The sequence below is a fragment of the Duganella sp. GW822-FHT06D06 genome (genome assembly GCF_058799615.1).
Genome location: NZ_JBXALQ010000009.1, coordinates 127,939 through 145,116 on the forward strand (window position 1 = coordinate 127,939; position 17,178 = coordinate 145,116).

Consider the following 17,178-nt stretch of genomic DNA (forward strand, 5'->3'; position numbering starts at 1 on the left):
TCACCGTTTCATTGTGTAGTCTGTTCCCGCCACGGCCGCTCCCGGCCCTGGCGGGTTTTTTTATGCCATCATACGATTCATGAACCAGATCATCGAATACCAGGACCTCGACCCGGCGCGCTTTGACGACGAGATCGTCGGCAGCTACCGGCCCGCCGTGCTGCGCGGCTTCGTGCGCCACTGGCCGGCCGTGCAGCAGGCGCGGCAAGCGCCGGAGGCGCTGTGCCAGTACCTGATGGGGTTCGACAGCGGCCACCAGGTCGACGCCGTCATGACGCCGCCGGACCAGCGCGGGCGGCTGTTCTACCAGCCGGACATGGAGGGCTTCAACTTCGTCCGCAACCAGGTGCCGGTATCGAAGGTGATCGAGCAGCTGGCGCGCTACTCGCAGTTCGAGGCGCCGCCGTCGGTGGCGATCCAGAGCGCGCTGATCGACGACTGCCTGCCGCGCTTCGCGCAGCACAACGTGGCGCCTGCGCTGCCGCCGTCGGTGCGGCCGCGCATCTGGCTGGGCAACACCATCACCACGCCGGCGCACTTCGACGAATCGTACAACCTGGCCTGCGTGGTCAGCGGCGAGCGGCGCTTCACGCTGTTCCCGCCCGAGCAGGTAGCCAATCTGTATATCGGCCCGCTGGATTTCGCGCCGACGCCGACGCCGATCAGCATGGTCGATTTCCGCGCTCCGGATTACGCGCGGCACCCGCGCTTCCGGCAGGCGCTGGACGCGGCGCTGGTGGCCGAGCTGCTGCCGGGCGACGCGCTGTTCATCCCGCCGCTGTGGTGGCACCACGTGCAGTCGAACGGCATCCTGAACATGATGGTCAATTACTGGTGGAAGAACGAGCAGCCGGCGCCGGACGCCGGCACCACGTTCGAAGCGCTGGTGGCCACGCTGCAAAGCATGAAGCACCAGCCGCCGGCACTGCGCGCCGCCTGGGGCGCGATCTTCCAGCACTACGTGTTCGATCCGGCGCAGGACCCGTCCGCGCACATCGCGCAGCACAAACAGGGCGTGCTGCAAAACGCCCGCCCGCCGTTGCCCGAACGCTGATACCGCGAAACTCAGGCGGCGGCGAGCGCGCCGAAGATCAGCGACTGGTGCGCGGCGGAGCCGGCCATCACGCCGTCGGCCACGGCCAGCGCCACATTGCCGAACATGCGCGCGGCGTCGCCGCACACAAACACGCCGGCCACGCTGGACGCCTTCATCGCGTCGGTGCGCACGTGCGAGCCGGTCGCTCCCTGCTCCAGCGCGCAACCCAGCTGCTCGGCCAGCGGACTGCCGCTGTGGGTGCGGGTCAGCACGAACAACCCCGCCATCTCCAGCTTGCGGCCGTCCGCCAGCTCGACGGCGGCGTGGCCGCCGATGGCCAGCACCGGCGTGCGCTCCACCGTCACACCGCGCTGTTTCAGCGACGCCAGCTGCGCCTGGTCCGGCTCGAAGGCGCCATTGAGGAAGAACGTCACTTGCCCCCAATCGGGCAGCATCAGCGCGTGGTGTATCGACAGCGGGCCGGTCGCCAGTACGCCGATTGCGCCCTCCATCAATTCATAGCCGTGACAGTACGGGCAGTGGAAAGCGCGGCTGCCCCAGCGCTCGGCCAGGCCGGGCACCGGCGGCAGCTCGTCGACCACGCCGGTGGCCAGCACCAGCCGCAGCGCCTGGAAAACGCTGCCGTCGTTCAGCGTGACGCGAAAACCGTGCTCCGTCTGCGCCGCCTGTGCCGCCGCGCCGTCCAGCCAGCGCACCGTCGGGTACTTCAGCAACTGCGCACGGCCGTCGGCGGCGATGGCCGCCGCTTCGCGCCCGTCCTGGCCAAGAAAGCCATGTGAATGCTGGGCGTATCGGTTGCGGCGCTGGCCGGCATCGATCACCAGCACACGGCGGCGGGCGCGCGCCAGTTGCATGGCGGCCGATAAACCGGCGTAGCTGCCGCCGATGACGATGACGTCAAACTCGGTCGTCGGATGGGGGATGTGCATGGGAAGCTCCTTGGTGATGGGCGTAGCCGTCGTTAAAGCGGGCCGACAGGTCGGCCAGCGTCACGTCCTTGAAACGTTCGATCAGCAAAGCCTCGGCTTCATCGAAGGCGCTGGCCAGCGCGTCGTTGACGGCGCGCTCCACCAGGCATTGCGGATGCTCGTCGCGGTTGCCCATGGCGAACACCGTGGGCGAACCGACCGCCTCGTAGATGTCGCGCAACGTCACCTTGCCCAGGTCGCAGGTGATGCTCCAGCCGCCGCCGTGGCCCTTGCCGGAACCGACGTAGCCGCGTTCGCGCAGCCCGGCCAGCACGCGCCGCACCAGCACCGGATTGGTGCCGAGGAAGCCCGCCAGCTCGTCGGAGGTAAAGGGATGCCCGGCGTGCGCCATGTGCAGCAGCACGTGCAGGATGGAAGATAGTTTGCTGTCTCGTCTCATGTAACTAATGATAGTACATAATCAGAAAGCCTGCTTGCTGCATCACTTTTTTACAGCGTGGGCAGAATCTTGAAGTCGCCGCCAGCCGATTCCAGCGATGGGACAATTTCGGCAATGACGCTGGAAACCCGCGAGGCGGGCGGGCCGCGCCTGGCCCAGGCAGTGATGGCCTCGATCGCGTGCGGCTCGCCCTCCACGGCGGCTTCCACCGAGCCATCGCGCCGATTGCGCACCCAGCCGGCCAGCCCCAGCGCCCGCGCCTGCTCGGCAAACGAAGCGCGGTAACCGACACCCTGCACCCGTCCCGCTATCGTCAATCGCACCATGATCGCTCCCAATTTTCCGCCAGAATACAGGGTGGGGGTGTCTCCGCGCGCCCCTTCGCCGGACGATGCTGATTTGGCCTTCTGCTTTGATCTATTTTCGTCATTTCCGAACTCTTTTTTTTGGCGCTGGTCCAACAGAGAGAAATAGAAGACGCCCGCACAAACCAGACAGGAGAATCAGCAATGAATACCCCAAGGTCTCAAAAAACGTCCCCCAAGGTCCCTCCCGCCGCCTATGACGAGCTCTGCGATTTTTTGCGCCAGAGCGGCAGCGCGCTGACGCCGTCCGAAGCCATCGCCAGCGCGATCAAACTCTGGATAGCGAAGAGCCGCGAAGACGCGGCCCCGTTGCGCGGCTACCAATGGAAGCAGCTGTTCCTGCCCGAAGGCACACGCCTGCGCGTGCACAGCGGCGACAACTGGCACGGCGCCGAAGTGGCCGGAGACGACCTCATCTTCCGCGGCGAGGCGGTCTCGCCGAATCAGATGGTACAACAAACTTGCGGCGACGCCCGCAACGCCTGGCTCGAACTGTGGATACGCTTTCCGGGTGAAAAAAACTGGACCAAAGCCGCGCTGTTGCGCGCCCGCCAGAACCAGCTTGCCGCCAAGCCGCCCTTGTCGCCGGCCGACGCGATGGCCGCCGCCGCCAAAGCCATGAGCGCCGCGCTGAGCACGGCGCTCACGCTGGTCGAACACGCGAACCACCAATCGCAAAACACCCTGGAACGCCGCCTGCCCCGCTACCGCCGCACGCACGACCAGCTAGATGATATCCACTAACACCGTCAGGCCGCGACTCTCAGCCGACTCATATTGTTACTCGCGGGCGGCACAAAGCGCACGCAAAAGACTGACATCAAACGAGCAATAAAAATGGTCAAGGAAATGCGCGAGCGCTCCAGGGCCGGCGGAGAGAAACATGAGTGAACATGGCATATCAATCGATGATATTGGGAGTCTGGGACTGGAAGATTTCGACGCAGCCGAGCACTTGACGAGTGATGAAGCGGTGGCCGCCTACCTTACCGACATCCTGGATGCGAACGACGCTGGGTTGCTGGCTGTAGCAATCGGAAATATCGCTCGAGCCCGTGGCATGACGGAAATCGCTAAGGCCGCCGGAATGTCCCGCGAAGGCTTATATAAAGCACTACGCCCCAACAGCCAACCGAGACTTGAAACCATTACACGGGTACTGACTGCCTTGGGTATCAGGCTTGTCGCCGCACCGCTTTCAGCGGAAGACACAACGACGCTCCAAGAGACCTAGTGGGCAGTTGGGCAGTTGGGGGCAGTTCCGGCAACGTGCCATTTGGCGAGATGCCGTAACTACCCCATCTAGCTGATTATTTTGCACTCGCAGCCGATGCCGCGCCTTTCGCCTTGGCCTCATCGCCCGCAGTCACCACCGTCAGCCTGGCCGGATCGATGGCCTTGCGGAAGGCGGCGTTGACCTGCGCCAGCGTGGCCGCCTTGAGTTTGTCCTCGTATTCCTTGCTCCAGCTGTAGGTGCGGTTCATGTACAGATTGCGCGTCCAACCTGCGGCCAGCACGCTGTCCTTGGAACGGTTCTGCACCCGCTGCTGCAACAGGCCCGATTTGGCGCCCGCCAGTTCGGCCGCCGTGAAGCCATCCTTCACCGCGCGTTCCAACTCCTGCCGGATCGCCGCCTCCAGCTTCTTCAGGTTTTGCGGCGCGGCGATGGCGTCGATGCCGAAGCTGCCGGCGCGGTCGATCTCGCCCGGTTGCAGCCCCGAGCCGCCGCCGTAGGACAAGCCATCCTTCTGGCGGATGCGGTCCATCAGGCGCGATTTCAAACCGCCTTCGCCGAAGATGTAGTTGGCCAGGTCCAGCAACGGATAATCAGGATCGTCGACGTTCAAATCAAGATTCAAGCGCGCGGTGTAGAAGCCGTTCTCCTTGTCCGGCGCATTGATGGTCTTGTGCAGCGGCGCCTTGTCTTCGTTGGTCGACGTGACGGCCGCATAAGCCACCTTGCTGTCCCAGCCGCCAAAACTGTCGGCGATGGTCTTGCCGATCGCCGCCTTGTCGAAATCGCCGACGATCGCCAGCTCGCCATGATTGGCGCCGTAGTAATCGCGATGGAAGGCGATCACGTCTTCCAGCTTCAGCGCCTTCACCGCCGCCAGCTGCTCGTCGACCGTCATCGGCGCGCGCACGTCGCCCTTCGGATAGTGGTTGAAATACAGATCCACCTCCGTGCGTGCCAGCGCTTGCGGCTCATTGCGCGAGGCCTCGATCCCCACCAGCCATTGCTGGCGCAACTGCTCGAATTCCGCCGCCGGGAAGCTGGCCTCCTTCAGCACATGCGCGACCAGCCGCAGCGCCGCGTCCAGGTTCGGCCCCGTGGTATCGAAGCGATACAGGCTGCCGGAGAACTTCAGCTTGGCGAAGGCGTCGGCCAGCTGCTCGCGGCTGTACTTGCTGGTGCCGCGCATCAGCATCTCGCTCGCCGCGTTCGAGACGATGGCGGTGTTGAACAGGTTCTTCTCGTCGCCCCAATGCAGCTGCAAGTCCACCGACACCGCCTCGCCCCGGTTCTTCTTGTTCAGCAGCGCGACCTTCAAGCCGCCGATGGTCTTGACCTCGGTGCGCGCGTTGATATTGGCCTGGCTCGGATCGAACACCTCCGACGTCAGCACGCTGTCCTTGCCCTTGAAGTCCTTCATCACCTGCGCCACCGGCGGCGCGGCCGGGATCTCGGCGCGCAGCGGCGCATCCTCCGGCACGAAGCTGCCGACCACGCGGTTGTCGCGCTTCAGATAACGCCCCGCCGCCGCCGCCACCTGCTCCGGCGTGATGGTGGGCAGCTTGTCGCGGCCCTCGAACAGCAAGCGCCAGTCGCCCAGCGCGATCTCCTCGGACAAGCTCACGCCCACCCGCTGCGGATCGTTGAGCGCCTTCTCGATACCGTTGGCGAAGTTGCGCCGCGCGCGTTCCATCTCTTCCGCCGTCGGCGGCGTCGCCGCGAAGCCCTCCACCGTCGCGATCAGCGCATCGCGCACCGGCTCCAGCGGCTCGCCCGCCTTGACCACCGCGCCGATGACCTGCAAGCCCGGCGCATAGCCGGTCTGGCCGAAGCTGAACACCTGCGCCGCCTTGCCGCTCTCCACCAGCGCCTTGTGCAGACGGCCGCTCGGCGTATCGCCCAAAATCTCGGACATGAAACTCAGCGCATCGCTATCCTGCTGCAAGGCCGACGGAATCTTGTAGCCCAGCGCGATCACCTGCATATCGCCCTTGCGCCGCACCACGAAGCTGCGCTCGCCGTCCTGCGTCGGCTCGACCGTCCAGAACGGCGGCAGGCTGCGCCTGGGTTTCGGGATCACGCCGAACGATTTGCTGATCCAGGCCAGCGTCTGCGCCGGCTCGAACTTGCCGGCCACCAGCAGCACCGCGTTGTCCGGCTGGTAGTAGGTGCGATAGAAGGCCTGCAGATTCTCGATCCGCACATTCTCGATGTCGCTGCGATTGCCGATGGTCGAACGGCCGTACGAATGCCAGTCGTACGCCACGCTCTGCATGCGCTTGAGCAGCACCGAGAACGGATCGTTCTCGCCGCTCTCGTACTCGTTGCGCACCACCGTCATTTCCGAATCGAGGTCCTTGCGGGCGATGAAGGAGTGCACCATGCGGTCGGCCTCCATGTCCAGCGCCCACTTCAGGTTGTCCTGGCTGGCCTGGAACACCTCGTAGTAGTTGGTGCGGTCGTAGGAAGTGGTGCCGTTGAACTCCATGCCGCGATTGGCGAATTCCTGCGGGATGCTGCGGTTCTTCGGCGCGCCCTTGAACATCAGGTGCTCCAGCAGGTGGGCCATGCCGGTCTCGCCGTAGTTCTCGTGCCGCGAGCCGACCAGGTAGGTGACGTTGACCGTCACCGTCGGCTTGGACGCGTCGGGAAACAGCAGCACCTTCAAACCGTTCGGCAGGCGATACTCGCTGATACCCTCGACCGATGGCCCCTTGACCACGCCGGCCGGCAAGGCCTGCGCCCACGCGCTGCCGGTGGCGACAAAGGACAAACCGCACAGCATCAAACTGGCGGCGGCGGCGTGCTTCAAACGGCTGTTGTGCATGGTCTCTCGCGAAAAAAACTGAAGAACAGGCAGCATACGCCCTACCCCGCCCTGCTGGGTAGACGCTTAAGCAAATTTTAAAAGACGGAGAGGGTCAGGCTTTTTCAGGCAGGATGCAGGCGTCGACCATTTGCAGGTCGTTGTCCTTGGCGAAGGAGATGACGAAGTGATAGGCCAGCGGTTCGAGCTGGCGCAGCTTGCCGTTGACCACCACCGACTTGACGCCATTGAGGACGGTCGGTGTGACATACGGCGAGAACTGCAGATGGGAATCGCGGCCGCCGCCATAGCCTTCCGGCTTGAAGCAGGACATCACGCCGCACAGGCGCTCGGCCCAGTCGCTGGGGCGGAACTGCCTGCCATTGCTGGTCTGGCCGAGGATGAAGAACGAATCCTGCTGTTCTGACGGTTTTTGAGCTGACTCTGCCATAGGCGGCTGCTTATGAGTAGATACTTGTTGGTAACAAGAATGCGTGGAAGATCCCGACGGGTGGCTCGGGCGGATATCATTCTGTAAGATTCTTACGTATTATATCTTATAGAAGACCTGAATACGTAAGCCATTGATTTCAATCCGGTTTCCAGCGCGATTAACCACTTTGGTGCAGAATAATCATCATTCTGCACCACAGCAATGCCGCTATTGTACCGCGCTTAGGGAGTGGCCCCGAGCCACACAGCGCCCGACAACAGCAATAACAACATCATCCACAGCAGCAAGGCGCGCCACACCAGGCCCACCGTGCTTTGCAGCGCGCGCACGCTCGGCTCCTCGCCCGGCAGCATCTCCGGTTCCTCGTCGCCGAGGTCGACGGTGGCGGCATCGGCCGGCAACACCTTGGCGGCGTTCTCCGCCGGCGAGCCCAGGCGCACGCCCATGGCGCCGCCGCCGGCCGACAGGATGATGCCGATCGCCTCGTCCGTCCAGCGGTGGGCGAAGTTGCGCCAGGCGTAGATCGCGTCCTCGAAGTTGCCGACCACGGCGAAGGCCACCGCCGTCAGGCGCACCGGGATCCAGTCGATCCAGTAGAAGGCGCGCGCGGCGAACTGGCCGAAGGCCTCGTTGCGCATGTGCTCGGGCTCGTTCCAGGCGCGCGCCAGGTGCTCGGACACGCGGTACATGACGGCGCAGGCCGGGCCCAGCGGCATCAGGAACCAGAAGAACACGCCGAACACATTGCGGTGCGTGGTGATCAGCGATTTCTCGACGGCCAGGCGGGCGATCTCGGCCGCCTCCATGCCGACCGTGTCCTGCCGGGTCCATTCGGCCAGCAGCGCGCGCGCGGCGGCTTCGTCGCCGGCGTTCAGCGCCAGCTGGATCGAGGTGAAATAGTGGCTGTAGTGGCGGAAGCCCAAAGTCAGGTAGACGATCAGCACGTTCCAGGCGAAGGCCGCCAGGAACCAGTTGTAGTGCTTCAGCACCCAGTAGATCAGCGCCGTCGGCACCATCAGGATGGCCATCATCAGGAACCAGCCCATGCGGCCGTGGGTCGAGTCGCCGGCGTTAAACCAGGTCTCCATCCGCAACGCCAGGCGCTTGATCTCGGCGTAGATCGGATTGTCTGCGCGCAGCGGCTTCATTTGTTCGATCAGTAGCGCGCATAGAATGGAAAGAAATGTCATTAAACGTCCTTTGAGTCGGCAATGCCTTGATGCCCGCTACGATAGCGTAGTGTGACTATGCGCGCAAGAAATGGAACAGATTGCGCAGCATGCCGGCCGTCGCGCCCCAGATGTAGTAGTCGCCGTAGGGCATGGCGTAGAAGCTGCGCCGCCCGCCCGGCAACTGCACCGACAGCCGCTGGTGGTTCAGGCCATCCATCAGGAAGGCCAGCGGCACCTCGAAGATCTCCGCCACCTCGGACGGATCGGCGGTCAGCTCGAACGGCGGCGCGATCAGGCCGACCACGGGCGTGACGCAATAACCGGTGCCGGTCAGATAGTTGGGCAAGGTGCCCAGCACGTCGACATGGCGGCGCGCCAGGCCGATCTCCTCCTCCGACTCGCGCAGCGCCGTGTCGACCACATCGCTGTCGTAGTCTTCGGCGCGGCCGCCGGGAAAGCTGATCTGCCCGCCGTGGTCGGTCAAGTGCGCGGTGCGCTGGGTCAGCAGGATGGTCAGGCCGCTCTCGCGCAGCACCAGCGGGATCAGCACCGAGGCCGGCGTCGGCGTCGGCCGCTTGGACAGGCTGCCCAGCGATTCCTCGGCGCCCTCGGGCGTCCAGAGCGGCCGCTCGACGAAGCGGCCGCGCAGCCACGCGGGCGTCAGGCGCTCCGGCGCGACGGCGGGTTCGCCGGCGATGGCGTCGACAGCTAATTGCTGGGGATCGAACAAAGGTTGGGCCAAGCGCTACCTCCAATGTGAAAAAAAAGGGGCACCGATGGCGCCCCTTCTATCCAAACACAAACGCAGCTATTAAGCGGCGGTTGCTTTCGCCACTGGGCGACGGTTTGGCAGTTTTTCCTTGATACGTGCCGATTTACCGGAACGATCACGCAGGTAGTACAGTTTAGCGCGACGTACGTCACCGCGGCGTTTCACTTCGATCGAAGCGATCAGCGGGGAGTACAGCTGGAAGGTACGCTCGACGCCTTCGCCGGACGAGATCTTACGAACGATGAAGTTCGAGTTCAGGCCACGGTTGCGACGGGAGATGACCACGCCTTCGTATGCCTGGGCGCGCTTGCGGGTGCCTTCGACTACGTTAACGTTGACGATCACGGTATCGCCAGGTGCAAAGTCAGGGATGCTTTTGCCCAGGCGAGCGATTTCTTCTTGCTCGAGTTGTTGAATCAGATTCATTTAATGACTCCATAAACCATCGTGCTGGCGCGCTATGAGTCGAAACTCGATGCCCAGTAGAGGATGGGGTTAAACAACCATGCGGACGACATGTCCGCCGGCTTCTACGACAACAGGTTTACAAACCTGCCAAAAACTTTTCGTCAAGCTTGCTGAGCTGCCCCGCCTCGCGCGCCTTGACCAGCAAATCCGGGCGCTTGCGCGCGGTCGCCTCCAGCATGCGCTGGCGGCGCCATTTCTCGATCTCGGCGTGGTTGCCGCCCATCAGCACCGGCGGCACGCCCACCCCTTCGTACGTTTCCGGCCGCGTGTAGTGCGGCGAATCGAGCAGGCCGTTGACGAAGCTGTCCTCGATCGCCGACGCGTCCGTGTTCAACACGCCGGGAATCTGGCGGATCACGGCATCCATCAAGGCCATCGCCGGCAACTCGCCGCCGGACAGCACGAAATCGCCGAGGCTGATTTCCTCGTCGATGCAACGGTCCAGCAAACGCTGGTCCACCGCTTCGTAGCGGCCGCACAGGATCACCAGACCGGGCTCCTGCTTCAGCTGCATCACGCGCTCGTGCGTCAACTGCTTGCCCTGGGGCGACATGAACACCACGCGGGGCGTCGGCAGACCGGCATCGGTCTGGCGCTGCTTCGCCGCGTTGAGCGTCGCTTCCAGGGGTTTGGCCAGCATCACCATGCCGGGGCCGCCGCCATAGGGGCGGTCATCCACGGTACGGTGATTGTCGGTCGTGAAATCGCGCGGATTCCACAACGACAAGCCACATCTATTCTGTTCAAACGCGCGCCGGGTCACACCCGACTGCGTCAGTGCGGCGAACATTTCAGGGAACAGGGTCACGACATCGAATTGCATGGCGGGCCGCCCTTATGTTCTTTAATAATCAAGTCCCCAGTCGACCGTGATCTTCTTTGCGGCCTTGTCTACCTTGATGACAAACGCGTCCACAAATGGAATCAGGCGCTCTTGCGCCACAGCCTCTGGATCGGCATCCGGCGTCGCGGCTGGCTGTATGCGCAAGATCGACTGCGGACCATTGCTCATCATGTCAGTCACCGTACCGAGGTGCTCACCTTGCAAATTCTCTACATCCAGACCAATCAACTCGGTCCAGTAAAACTCATCGTCGGACAAGGCCGGGAAACGACTGCGCGGAACCGAAACAGCTGCGCCCTTGAGCGCTTCTGCCATGTCCCGATCGGTCACTCCCGCCAGCTGTGCGACCACGTCGCCGCCATGCAGTTTGCACTGCTTGACTTCGACATCGCGCAAGCCAGGCTTGTCGATCCACCAGTTTTTTACCGACAGGAGTGCATCCGCATCTTCCGAGAAAGGGCGTACCCTTACCCAGCCAGCGACGCCATAGGCACCAAAGACAAAGCCTACCTGTGCCAGATCGTCGGGGACTTGCACCCCGGATGCATTCTTATCGGTCAAACCAGCAACCAGACTTAAGCAGCTTTGTTCGAAGCTACCAGGCGAGCCACGGTAGGCGACAATTGTGCGCCTACCGATTGCCAGTGAGCCAGACGGTCAGCGGTGATGCGCAGTGGCACTTCGCCACCGGATGCCATCGGGTTGTAGAAACCGATGCGCTCGATGAAACGGCCATCGCGGCGATTGCGCGAGTCGGTTGCAACGATGTTGAAGAACGGACGCTTCTTGGCGCCTCCACGAGCTAAACGAATAACGACCATAATATTTCCAAAAAGTGTGCTAGGACGGAAAAAGCCGCAAATTATAGCGCGCTTTGCCGCGAAGCAGCAAGCGTTAATGAAATAATCGGGCAGATTGGGGTAATCGAAGATTATCCCCCGAACCGGCGTGCGGGGCAATAGCCTTGTCCATAAAAAAGGTCCGCCGGGGGCCGTATTATGACCGATACTGCATGTTTTCCGTCCACCGCTGAACAAACATGACTGTTTCGCACCACACATCGCACAAAAACAAGACCTTCGCCACCCTGCTGGCCTTCCTGGTTGGCGGCCTCGGCCTGCAACGGCTGTACCTGCGCGGCCCGCGCGACCCCTGGCTGTGGGCGCACCTGGCCGCGCTGCCGGCATCGGCCGCCATCTCCACCACCTGGCCGGACGCCGACGGCTTCTACCAGCTGCTGCCCATCATGCTGTCCGGCCTGGTCGGCTTCCTGGAGGCGCTGGTGCTGGGCCTGATGTCCGACGAAAAATGGGACGCCCGCTTCAACCCCGGCTCCGGCCGGCAATCGGACACCCACTGGCCGCTGGCCGTGGTGCTGGTGGCCAGCATGATGGTGGGCGCCGGCAGCCTGATCGCCACCATTTCCCGGCTATTTGACTTGCTGTACACTGGCGGTTCCTACGGTTAATAAGGAGAAAAAAGCATGAACCGTTCTATTCTGGCAGCACTGATGCTGGCCGGCCTGGCCTCCTCGGCCCTGGCGCAAACACCCAAAGAGCAATTCAACGCGGAATCCAAGCGCCTCGCCACCCGCTACGCGGACGACAAGAAGCTGTGCTCGGAAGAAAGCAACTCGGCATCCCGCATGCAATGCACGCGCGACGCCAAATCCGAATACGATAAGTCGCTGGCGCTGGCCAAGGCCCAGCTCAAAGCCAGTCCGGCCAAGCCGGGCAGCTGCATGGAATGCGGCAAGGTCACCTCGGTGGTGGTCAGCGAGAAGGCCGGCGAAGGCAGCGCCCTGGGCGTGATCGCCGGCGGCGTCGCGGGCGCCCTGCTGGGCAATCAGGTCGGTAGCGGCCACGGCCGCGAACTGGCCACCGTGGCCGGCGCGGCAGGCGGCGCCTACGCGGGCAAGAAGATCGAAGAAAAGGCCAAGTCCAGCAAGCAGTGGACCGTGCACGTGCAATATGACGACGGCAAGCAGGTCAGCTTCAACTTCGACCACGATCCGCGCATGATGAGCGGCGACCGGGTCCGCAACAACAACGGCAACCTGGTCCGCAACTAGGTCAAATCAAAACAGCCTCCGGGCTGTTTTTTTTCATTCACCCATTACTGGAGACGCCGTGCACCCTCCCGCCTTCCCCGCCCAATGGCAGCCACTGGTAGACCAGGCCGCCACCACCCTGCGCACGCTGGCGCTCGACGAGAGCGCCAAGGAGAAATTCTGCAACGATCCGCTGCTGCGTCCTTATATGCACAAGGTGTCGCAGCGCTACGTGGCCGGCCGCACCGTGGCCGAGGCGCTGCAGCGGGTCGAGCACATCATCGCCCAGGGCCATGCGGCCTCGGCCGAGTACATGGGCGAGAGCGTGCGCGACGAAGGCTTCGCGCTGGCCGAGACGGACGTGTTCATGGAACTGACCCAGGCCATCGGCCAGCGCAACCTGAACTGCTCGGTCTCGCTCGACCTGTCGCACGTGGGCATGACGGTGGATACGGAACTGGGCTTCCGCAACGCCCGCCGCATCGCGCTGGCGGCCGCCGAAATCAACCGCGAAGTGATGATCTCGATGGAAGCGGCCGACCGCGCCGACGACATCTACGCCATCTACGCGCGCCTGCACAAGGAGGAAGGCTTGCACAACGTCGGCATCACGGTGCCGGCCAAGCGCCACCGCACCGCGCGGGACTTGCCGGCGTTGATGAAGATCCCCGGCCGCATCCGCCTGGTGAAAGGCGCCTTCCTGGAAGCGGAGGACGTCTCATACCACCGCAACAGCCCGGAGCTGGCCGCCGCCTACCGCCGCTACGCGCAGGAACTGCTGCTGAGCGGCCACAAGTGTTCGATCGCCACCCACGACCGCGGCATCCAGCAAGACCTCAGCGCGCTGATCCTGAAAGAACGCATCGACCCGCGCTGGTTTGAATTCGAATCGCTGATCGGCCTGGGCACCGAGCAGATCGCCGAGCTGCACGCGCGCGGCTTCCCCACCCGCGAATACGCAGTGTTCGGCGACGAGCACTTCCTCTACGTGCTGAACCGCATCGCCGAGGAACCGGTGCGCGTCTACCAGGCGATCATCGACGTGATGGGTCCGGGTCAGGCCGCGATGTCCACGTAAGCGACCATGCTGGCCGGCGCGGGGATGGGCAAGCCATCCTCGCGCATGCCATCGAGATGGAAAACGATAGCCTCCCTGAGCGAGGACTCCGCTTCAGCCACGGTAGTGCCGGTGGCCACACAACCCGGCAAGTCCGGCACATAAGCCGAATAGTTGCCCTTGGCCTTTTCAATAACGATGACGTAACGAACCGTGTTCATTTTTTTCAACTCCGCTTGTAACAACGGGGTCAAGTCTGACATTCGGACACGGGCTCTACCTTAAGCGGGAGCCTAAGGTAGAGCCCGTGTCCGAATGTCAGACTTGACCCCGGGTTGTGTTATGCAATCGCTACTTCGACCAACATCGCCGACGAATTGGGGTGCGGCATCGGCTTGCCATCCGCCTTCATTTCTTCGAGATGAAACTCGATGGCTTCCCGGATAAGCATCACGACCTCATCCCGCGTAGCCCCTACCGCCACGCATCCAGGCAAATCCGGCACGTATGCGCCAAAGGATTTCGGCGCCTCCTCAACGATGACCAGGAATTTCATTTTCACTCCCTATCGGTTTCCGAGTTTTCATCTTAGCGCATCAGGCCAATCGACCTGCGAAATGCTTGAGCTTCGACGAAAAAAGCGGCCCGAAGGCCGCTTTTGCTGGAGACGAAAACGCTGCTTAGAACTGGTCTTCGCTCAAGGCCAGCACGCCGGCGCTGCCGTCGATGATGGCGATACGCAGGCTAGCCGCTTGCGACAGGATGTGGTCGGCGAAGAAGCGCGCGGTGGCGATCTTGGCTTTGTAGAAGCTGGCGTCGCCTTCGTTGGCATCCAGTTTCTGCTGCGCCACCAGCGCCGCGCGCGCCATCTGCCAGCCGCCCAGCACCAGGCCGGCCAACTTCAGGTACAGCACGCTGCCGGCGAACACGCCCTTGATGTCGCTCTTCATGTTGGCGACCACGTAGTTCACCACCGCTTCCAGGTCCTTGCTGCCGGACGACAGCTGCGCCAGGATCGCCTTGAAGTCGGCATGGTCCACTGCGGCCAGCTGCGCCTCGGTCGCGCGCACCTGGGCGATGATGCCCTTGGCCACGGCGCCGCCGTCACGCACGGTCTTGCGGCCGACCAGGTCGTTGGCCTGAATCGCGGTCGTGCCTTCGTAGATCGTCAGGATCTTGGCATCGCGATAGTGCTGCGCCGCGCCGGTCTCTTCGATGAAGCCCATGCCGCCATGCACCTGCACGCCGTCGCGGGTGACGTCCTGCGACATCTCGGTCGACCAGCCCTTGATCACCGGCACCAGATACTCGTACACCGCCAGGTTGGCCTTGCGCACCTCGGCATCGGCGTGGCTGTGCGCCACGTCGCTGATGCCGGCGCCGACGTAGGCCAGCGCGCGCGCCGCTTCCGTCTGCGAACGCATAGCCATCAACATGCGGCGCACGTCCGGATGATGAATGATCGCCACCGGACCGGCCGAACCGGCCAGGTCGCGCGACTGCACGCGGTCCTTGGCGAACGCCACGGCCTTCTGGTAAGCGCGCTCGGCCAGGCCGATGCCCTGCAGGCCGACGCCGAAGCGGGCCGCGTTCATCATGATGAACATGTATTCCAGGCCGCGGTTCTCTTCGCCCACCAGCGTGCCGATGGCGCCGCCGTGGTCGCCGAATTGCAGCACGGCGGTCGGGCTGGCCTTGATGCCCAGCTTGTGTTCGATCGACACGCAATGCGCATCGTTGCGCGCGCCCAGCGAGCCGTCGGCGTTGACCAGGAACTTGGGCACGATGAACAGCGAAATACCCTTCACGCCCGGAGGCGCGTCCGGCGTGCGCGCCAGCACCAGGTGGACGATGTTTTCGGTGAAGTCGTGCTCGCCGTAGGTGATGAAGATCTTGGTGCCGAACACCTTGTAGCTGCCGTCGTCCTGCGGCACGGCGCGGGTGCGCACGGCGGCCAGGTCGGAGCCGGCCTGCGGCTCGGTCAGGTTCATGGTGCCGGTCCATTTGCCCGACACCAGGTTTTCCAGGTAGATGGCTTTTTGCGCATCGCTGCCGGCCGTCAGCAGCGCTTCGATCGCGCCGTCCGACAGCAGCGCGCACAGCGCGAACGAGATGCTGCCGGCGTTGAGCATTTCAATGCACGGCGTCGCCAGCAACTTGGGCAAGCCCTGGCCGCCGAACTCCACCGGATGCTGCACACCCTGCCAGCCAGCCTCGGCAAACGCCTTGAAGGCGTCCTTGAAGCCCTTGGAGGTCGTGACCTGGCCGTCGTGCCAGAAGCTCGGATCTTTATCGCTAGGATTGTTCAGCGGTGCGACCACGTTGGCGACGAACTTCGCGTTCTCTTCCAGCACGGCTTCGGCCGTGTCCGGGGTCGCGTCCTCGTTGCCCGGCAGCGCGTTGACGCCGGCCAGGTCGGCCAGTTCGTTCATCACGAACAGCATGTCTTTCAGGGGTGCTTGATATGGCATCTTATGTCTCCAAGAAAAAGGCCACGGCGATCCGGTCATCCGGATCAGCGTGGCCCTGTAGTCATCACGGCTTGATTAGCCCAGTTCTGCAACCAGTTGCGGCACGATGTCGAACAGATCGCCCACGATGCCGTAGTCGGCAACGGAGAAGATCGGCGCTTCAGGATCTTTGTTGATCGCGACGATCACTTTGGAATCCTTCATGCCGGCCAAGTGCTGGATCGCGCCGGAAATGCCGACCGCGATGTACAGCGACGGCGCGACGATCTTGCCGGTCTGGCCGACTTGCCAGTCGTTCGGCACATAGCCGGCGTCGACTGCGGCGCGCGATGCGCCCATGGCGGCGTTGAGCTTGTCCGCCAGCGGTTCCAGGATCTTGAACGCTTCGCCCGAGCCCATGCCGCGGCCGCCGGAAACGATGATCTTGGCGGCGGTCAGCTCTGGACGGTCCGACTTGGCCAGCTCGCGGCCGACGAAGGCCGATTTGCCGTGGTCGGCAACCGCGGCGACGGTCTCGGTCGCAGCCGAACCGCCGCTGGCGGCAGCGGCGTCGAAGCCGGTCGAACGCACGGTGATGACCTTGATCTTGTCCGACGATTGCACGTAGGCGATCGCGTTACCGGCGTAGATAGGACGCTCGAAGGTGTCCGGCGAGTCGACCTTGGTGATTTCCGAAATCTGTGCAACGTCCAGCTTGGCGGCCACGCGCGGCAGGATGTTCTTGCCATAGGCGGTGGCCGGAGCCAGGATGTGGCTGTACGAAGCTGCCAGCGCCAGCACTTGCTCGGCGATGTTCTCGGCCAGGCCGTCGGCGAAGTAAGCGGCGTCGGCCACGATGACTTTCGACACGCCGGCGATTTGCGCGGCGGCGGCGGCGGCGGCGCCGGCGTTCGAGCCAGCGACCAGGACGTGCACGTCGCCACCGCATTGGGCTGCGGCGGTCACGGTGTGGAGGGTGCTGCCTTTCAGGCTAGCGTTGTCGTGTTCTGCAATAACTAATGCGACCATGATTTTTCCTTTGATTATTCCCGTCCCCGGCTGCGCCCGGGACAGGAATTAA

At 63.4% G+C, this 17,178-nt stretch carries 21 protein-coding genes; 6 read left to right on the top strand and 15 right to left on the bottom strand.

What is annotated here, in order from left to right:
• Nucleotides 1-79 precede the first annotated feature (79 nt).
• Nucleotides 80-1,054, top strand: a complete 975-nt coding sequence (locus AC1RMD_RS18030; protein ID WP_492928060.1) for a cupin-like domain-containing protein — start codon at nucleotides 80-82, stop codon at nucleotides 1,052-1,054.
• Nucleotides 1,055-1,065: 11 nt separating this feature from the next.
• Here the strand turns inward: AC1RMD_RS18030 and AC1RMD_RS18035 are convergent, their stop codons facing one another.
• Genes AC1RMD_RS18035 through AC1RMD_RS18045 form a run of 3 tightly spaced genes read right to left on the bottom strand, consistent with a single transcriptional unit; the run spans nucleotide 1,066 to nucleotide 2,751 of the window.
• Nucleotides 1,066-1,986, bottom strand: a complete 921-nt coding sequence (locus AC1RMD_RS18035; RefSeq protein ID WP_492928061.1) for an NAD(P)/FAD-dependent oxidoreductase — start codon at nucleotides 1,984-1,986, stop codon at nucleotides 1,066-1,068.
• Nucleotides 1,955-2,425 (bottom strand): Rrf2 family transcriptional regulator, encoded by a 471-nt coding sequence (locus tag AC1RMD_RS18040; RefSeq protein WP_492928062.1) that lies wholly within the window; start codon nucleotides 2,423-2,425, stop codon nucleotides 1,955-1,957. The genes AC1RMD_RS18035 and AC1RMD_RS18040 overlap by 32 nt, the downstream gene beginning before the upstream one ends.
• Before the next feature lie 50 nt (nucleotides 2,426-2,475).
• Nucleotides 2,476-2,751: an acylphosphatase gene (locus tag AC1RMD_RS18045; protein WP_492928063.1), complete on the bottom strand. Its 276-nt coding sequence runs from the start codon at nucleotides 2,749-2,751 to the stop codon at nucleotides 2,476-2,478.
• A 183-nt stretch (nucleotides 2,752-2,934) separates the two neighbouring features.
• Between AC1RMD_RS18045 and AC1RMD_RS18050 the strand changes: the two genes are divergently transcribed.
• Together AC1RMD_RS18050 and AC1RMD_RS18055 are read left to right on the top strand one after the other, a co-directional pair.
• Nucleotides 2,935-3,534 (top strand): hypothetical protein, encoded by a 600-nt coding sequence (locus AC1RMD_RS18050; protein WP_492928064.1) that lies wholly within the window; start codon nucleotides 2,935-2,937, stop codon nucleotides 3,532-3,534.
• Nucleotides 3,535-3,673: 139 nt separating this feature from the next.
• The gene (locus tag AC1RMD_RS18055; RefSeq protein ID WP_492928065.1) at nucleotides 3,674-4,024 is read left to right on the top strand and encodes an addiction module antidote protein; all 351 of its coding nucleotides are present in this window, start codon (nucleotides 3,674-3,676) and stop codon (nucleotides 4,022-4,024) included.
• A 76-nt stretch (nucleotides 4,025-4,100) separates the two neighbouring features.
• On the opposite strand, the gene AC1RMD_RS18060 is transcribed toward AC1RMD_RS18055, so the two are convergent.
• The 8 genes from AC1RMD_RS18060 to rpsP all read right to left on the bottom strand — a co-directional run bounded on the left by AC1RMD_RS18060 (nucleotide 4,101) and on the right by rpsP (nucleotide 11,361).
• Complete coding sequence (locus AC1RMD_RS18060) at nucleotides 4,101-6,851, bottom strand: M16 family metallopeptidase (protein WP_492928066.1); 2,751 nt, start codon at nucleotides 6,849-6,851, stop codon at nucleotides 4,101-4,103.
• A 94-nt stretch (nucleotides 6,852-6,945) separates the two neighbouring features.
• On the bottom strand, nucleotides 6,946-7,281 hold the full coding sequence (locus AC1RMD_RS18065; protein ID WP_026335135.1) for a DUF3579 domain-containing protein: 336 nt from the start codon (nucleotides 7,279-7,281) through the stop codon (nucleotides 6,946-6,948).
• Nucleotides 7,282-7,505: 224 nt separating this feature from the next.
• Entirely contained in the window at nucleotides 7,506-8,474 is a 969-nt protein-coding gene (locus AC1RMD_RS18070; RefSeq protein ID WP_492928067.1) for a CobD/CbiB family protein, read from the bottom strand.
• Nucleotides 8,475-8,529: 55 nt separating this feature from the next.
• Nucleotides 8,530-9,198: a CoA pyrophosphatase gene (locus tag AC1RMD_RS18075; protein WP_492928068.1), complete on the bottom strand. Its 669-nt coding sequence runs from the start codon at nucleotides 9,196-9,198 to the stop codon at nucleotides 8,530-8,532.
• Between the two features lie 69 nt (nucleotides 9,199-9,267).
• Entirely contained in the window at nucleotides 9,268-9,654 is a 387-nt protein-coding gene (gene rplS, locus AC1RMD_RS18080) for a 50S ribosomal protein L19 (RefSeq protein WP_008446022.1), read from the bottom strand.
• A gap of 118 nt (nucleotides 9,655-9,772) precedes the next feature.
• Nucleotides 9,773-10,519 (bottom strand): tRNA (guanosine(37)-N1)-methyltransferase TrmD, encoded by a 747-nt coding sequence (trmD, locus tag AC1RMD_RS18085; protein ID WP_492928069.1) that lies wholly within the window; start codon nucleotides 10,517-10,519, stop codon nucleotides 9,773-9,775.
• A gap of 21 nt (nucleotides 10,520-10,540) precedes the next feature.
• Nucleotides 10,541-11,101 (bottom strand): ribosome maturation factor RimM, encoded by a 561-nt coding sequence (gene rimM, locus AC1RMD_RS18090; protein ID WP_492928070.1) that lies wholly within the window; start codon nucleotides 11,099-11,101, stop codon nucleotides 10,541-10,543.
• 14 nt (nucleotides 11,102-11,115) lie between these two features.
• Nucleotides 11,116-11,361, bottom strand: a complete 246-nt coding sequence (gene rpsP / locus AC1RMD_RS18095; RefSeq protein ID WP_008446017.1) for a 30S ribosomal protein S16 — start codon at nucleotides 11,359-11,361, stop codon at nucleotides 11,116-11,118.
• A 218-nt stretch (nucleotides 11,362-11,579) separates the two neighbouring features.
• On the opposite strand from rpsP, the gene AC1RMD_RS18100 reads away from it, so the two are divergent.
• Genes AC1RMD_RS18100 through AC1RMD_RS18110 form a run of 3 tightly spaced genes read left to right on the top strand, consistent with a single transcriptional unit; the run spans nucleotide 11,580 to nucleotide 13,668 of the window.
• Entirely contained in the window at nucleotides 11,580-12,008 is a 429-nt protein-coding gene (locus AC1RMD_RS18100; RefSeq protein ID WP_492928071.1) for a TM2 domain-containing protein, read from the top strand.
• 15 nt (nucleotides 12,009-12,023) lie between these two features.
• Nucleotides 12,024-12,611, top strand: coding sequence for an outer membrane lipoprotein (locus AC1RMD_RS18105; protein ID WP_492928072.1), 588 nt, complete (start codon nucleotides 12,024-12,026; stop codon nucleotides 12,609-12,611).
• A 58-nt stretch (nucleotides 12,612-12,669) separates the two neighbouring features.
• Nucleotides 12,670-13,668 (top strand): proline dehydrogenase family protein, encoded by a 999-nt coding sequence (locus AC1RMD_RS18110; RefSeq protein ID WP_492928073.1) that lies wholly within the window; start codon nucleotides 12,670-12,672, stop codon nucleotides 13,666-13,668.
• Here AC1RMD_RS18110 and AC1RMD_RS18115 read toward each other — a convergent pair.
• The 4 genes from AC1RMD_RS18115 to AC1RMD_RS18130 form a co-directional block, all read right to left on the bottom strand.
• Complete coding sequence (locus AC1RMD_RS18115; protein ID WP_492928074.1) at nucleotides 13,647-13,868, bottom strand: type II toxin-antitoxin system HicB family antitoxin; 222 nt, start codon at nucleotides 13,866-13,868, stop codon at nucleotides 13,647-13,649. The two genes, AC1RMD_RS18110 and AC1RMD_RS18115, sit on opposite strands and share 22 nt — an antisense overlap.
• 119 nt (nucleotides 13,869-13,987) lie before the next feature.
• The gene (locus AC1RMD_RS18120; RefSeq protein ID WP_492928075.1) at nucleotides 13,988-14,203 is read right to left on the bottom strand and encodes a type II toxin-antitoxin system HicB family antitoxin; all 216 of its coding nucleotides are present in this window, start codon (nucleotides 14,201-14,203) and stop codon (nucleotides 13,988-13,990) included.
• A gap of 124 nt (nucleotides 14,204-14,327) precedes the next feature.
• A complete protein-coding gene (locus AC1RMD_RS18125; RefSeq protein WP_492928076.1) occupies nucleotides 14,328-16,118 on the bottom strand; it encodes an acyl-CoA dehydrogenase in 1,791 nt (596 codons plus the stop codon).
• Between the two features lie 75 nt (nucleotides 16,119-16,193).
• A complete protein-coding gene (locus AC1RMD_RS18130) occupies nucleotides 16,194-17,126 on the bottom strand; it encodes an electron transfer flavoprotein subunit alpha/FixB family protein (protein ID WP_492928077.1) in 933 nt (310 codons plus the stop codon).
• Nucleotides 17,127-17,178: the final 52 nt, after the last annotated feature.

Bases quoted from the DNA above. Each gene is read 5' to 3' on its own strand.
- AC1RMD_RS18045 (WP_492928063.1), bottom strand. From the start codon at position 2,751: ATGGTGCGATTGACGATAGCGGGACGGGTGCAGGGTGTCGGTTACCGC.
- AC1RMD_RS18105 (WP_492928072.1), top strand. From the start codon at position 12,024: ATGAACCGTTCTATTCTGGCAGCACTGATGCTGGCCGGCCTGGCCTCC.
- AC1RMD_RS18120 (WP_492928075.1), bottom strand. From the start codon at position 14,203: ATGAAATTCCTGGTCATCGTTGAGGAGGCGCCGAAATCCTTTGGCGCA.
- AC1RMD_RS18130 (WP_492928077.1), bottom strand. From the start codon at position 17,126: ATGGTCGCATTAGTTATTGCAGAACACGACAACGCTAGCCTGAAAGGC.
- rplS (WP_008446022.1), bottom strand. From the start codon at position 9,654: ATGAATCTGATTCAACAACTCGAGCAAGAAGAAATCGCTCGCCTGGGC.
- rpsP (WP_008446017.1), bottom strand. From the start codon at position 11,361: ATGGTCGTTATTCGTTTAGCTCGTGGAGGCGCCAAGAAGCGTCCGTTC.
- AC1RMD_RS18035 (WP_492928061.1), bottom strand. From the start codon at position 1,986: ATGCACATCCCCCATCCGACGACCGAGTTTGACGTCATCGTCATCGGC.
- AC1RMD_RS18030 (WP_492928060.1), top strand. From the start codon at position 80: ATGAACCAGATCATCGAATACCAGGACCTCGACCCGGCGCGCTTTGAC.
- AC1RMD_RS18040 (WP_492928062.1), bottom strand. From the start codon at position 2,425: ATGAGACGAGACAGCAAACTATCTTCCATCCTGCACGTGCTGCTGCAC.
- AC1RMD_RS18100 (WP_492928071.1), top strand. From the start codon at position 11,580: ATGACTGTTTCGCACCACACATCGCACAAAAACAAGACCTTCGCCACC.
- AC1RMD_RS18070 (WP_492928067.1), bottom strand. From the start codon at position 8,474: ATGACATTTCTTTCCATTCTATGCGCGCTACTGATCGAACAAATGAAG.
- AC1RMD_RS18115 (WP_492928074.1), bottom strand. From the start codon at position 13,868: ATGAACACGGTTCGTTACGTCATCGTTATTGAAAAGGCCAAGGGCAAC.
- AC1RMD_RS18055 (WP_492928065.1), top strand. From the start codon at position 3,674: ATGAGTGAACATGGCATATCAATCGATGATATTGGGAGTCTGGGACTG.
- trmD (WP_492928069.1), bottom strand. From the start codon at position 10,519: ATGCAATTCGATGTCGTGACCCTGTTCCCTGAAATGTTCGCCGCACTG.
- AC1RMD_RS18065 (WP_026335135.1), bottom strand. From the start codon at position 7,281: ATGGCAGAGTCAGCTCAAAAACCGTCAGAACAGCAGGATTCGTTCTTC.
- AC1RMD_RS18060 (WP_492928066.1), bottom strand. From the start codon at position 6,851: ATGCACAACAGCCGTTTGAAGCACGCCGCCGCCGCCAGTTTGATGCTG.
- AC1RMD_RS18050 (WP_492928064.1), top strand. From the start codon at position 2,935: ATGAATACCCCAAGGTCTCAAAAAACGTCCCCCAAGGTCCCTCCCGCC.
- AC1RMD_RS18125 (WP_492928076.1), bottom strand. From the start codon at position 16,118: ATGCCATATCAAGCACCCCTGAAAGACATGCTGTTCGTGATGAACGAA.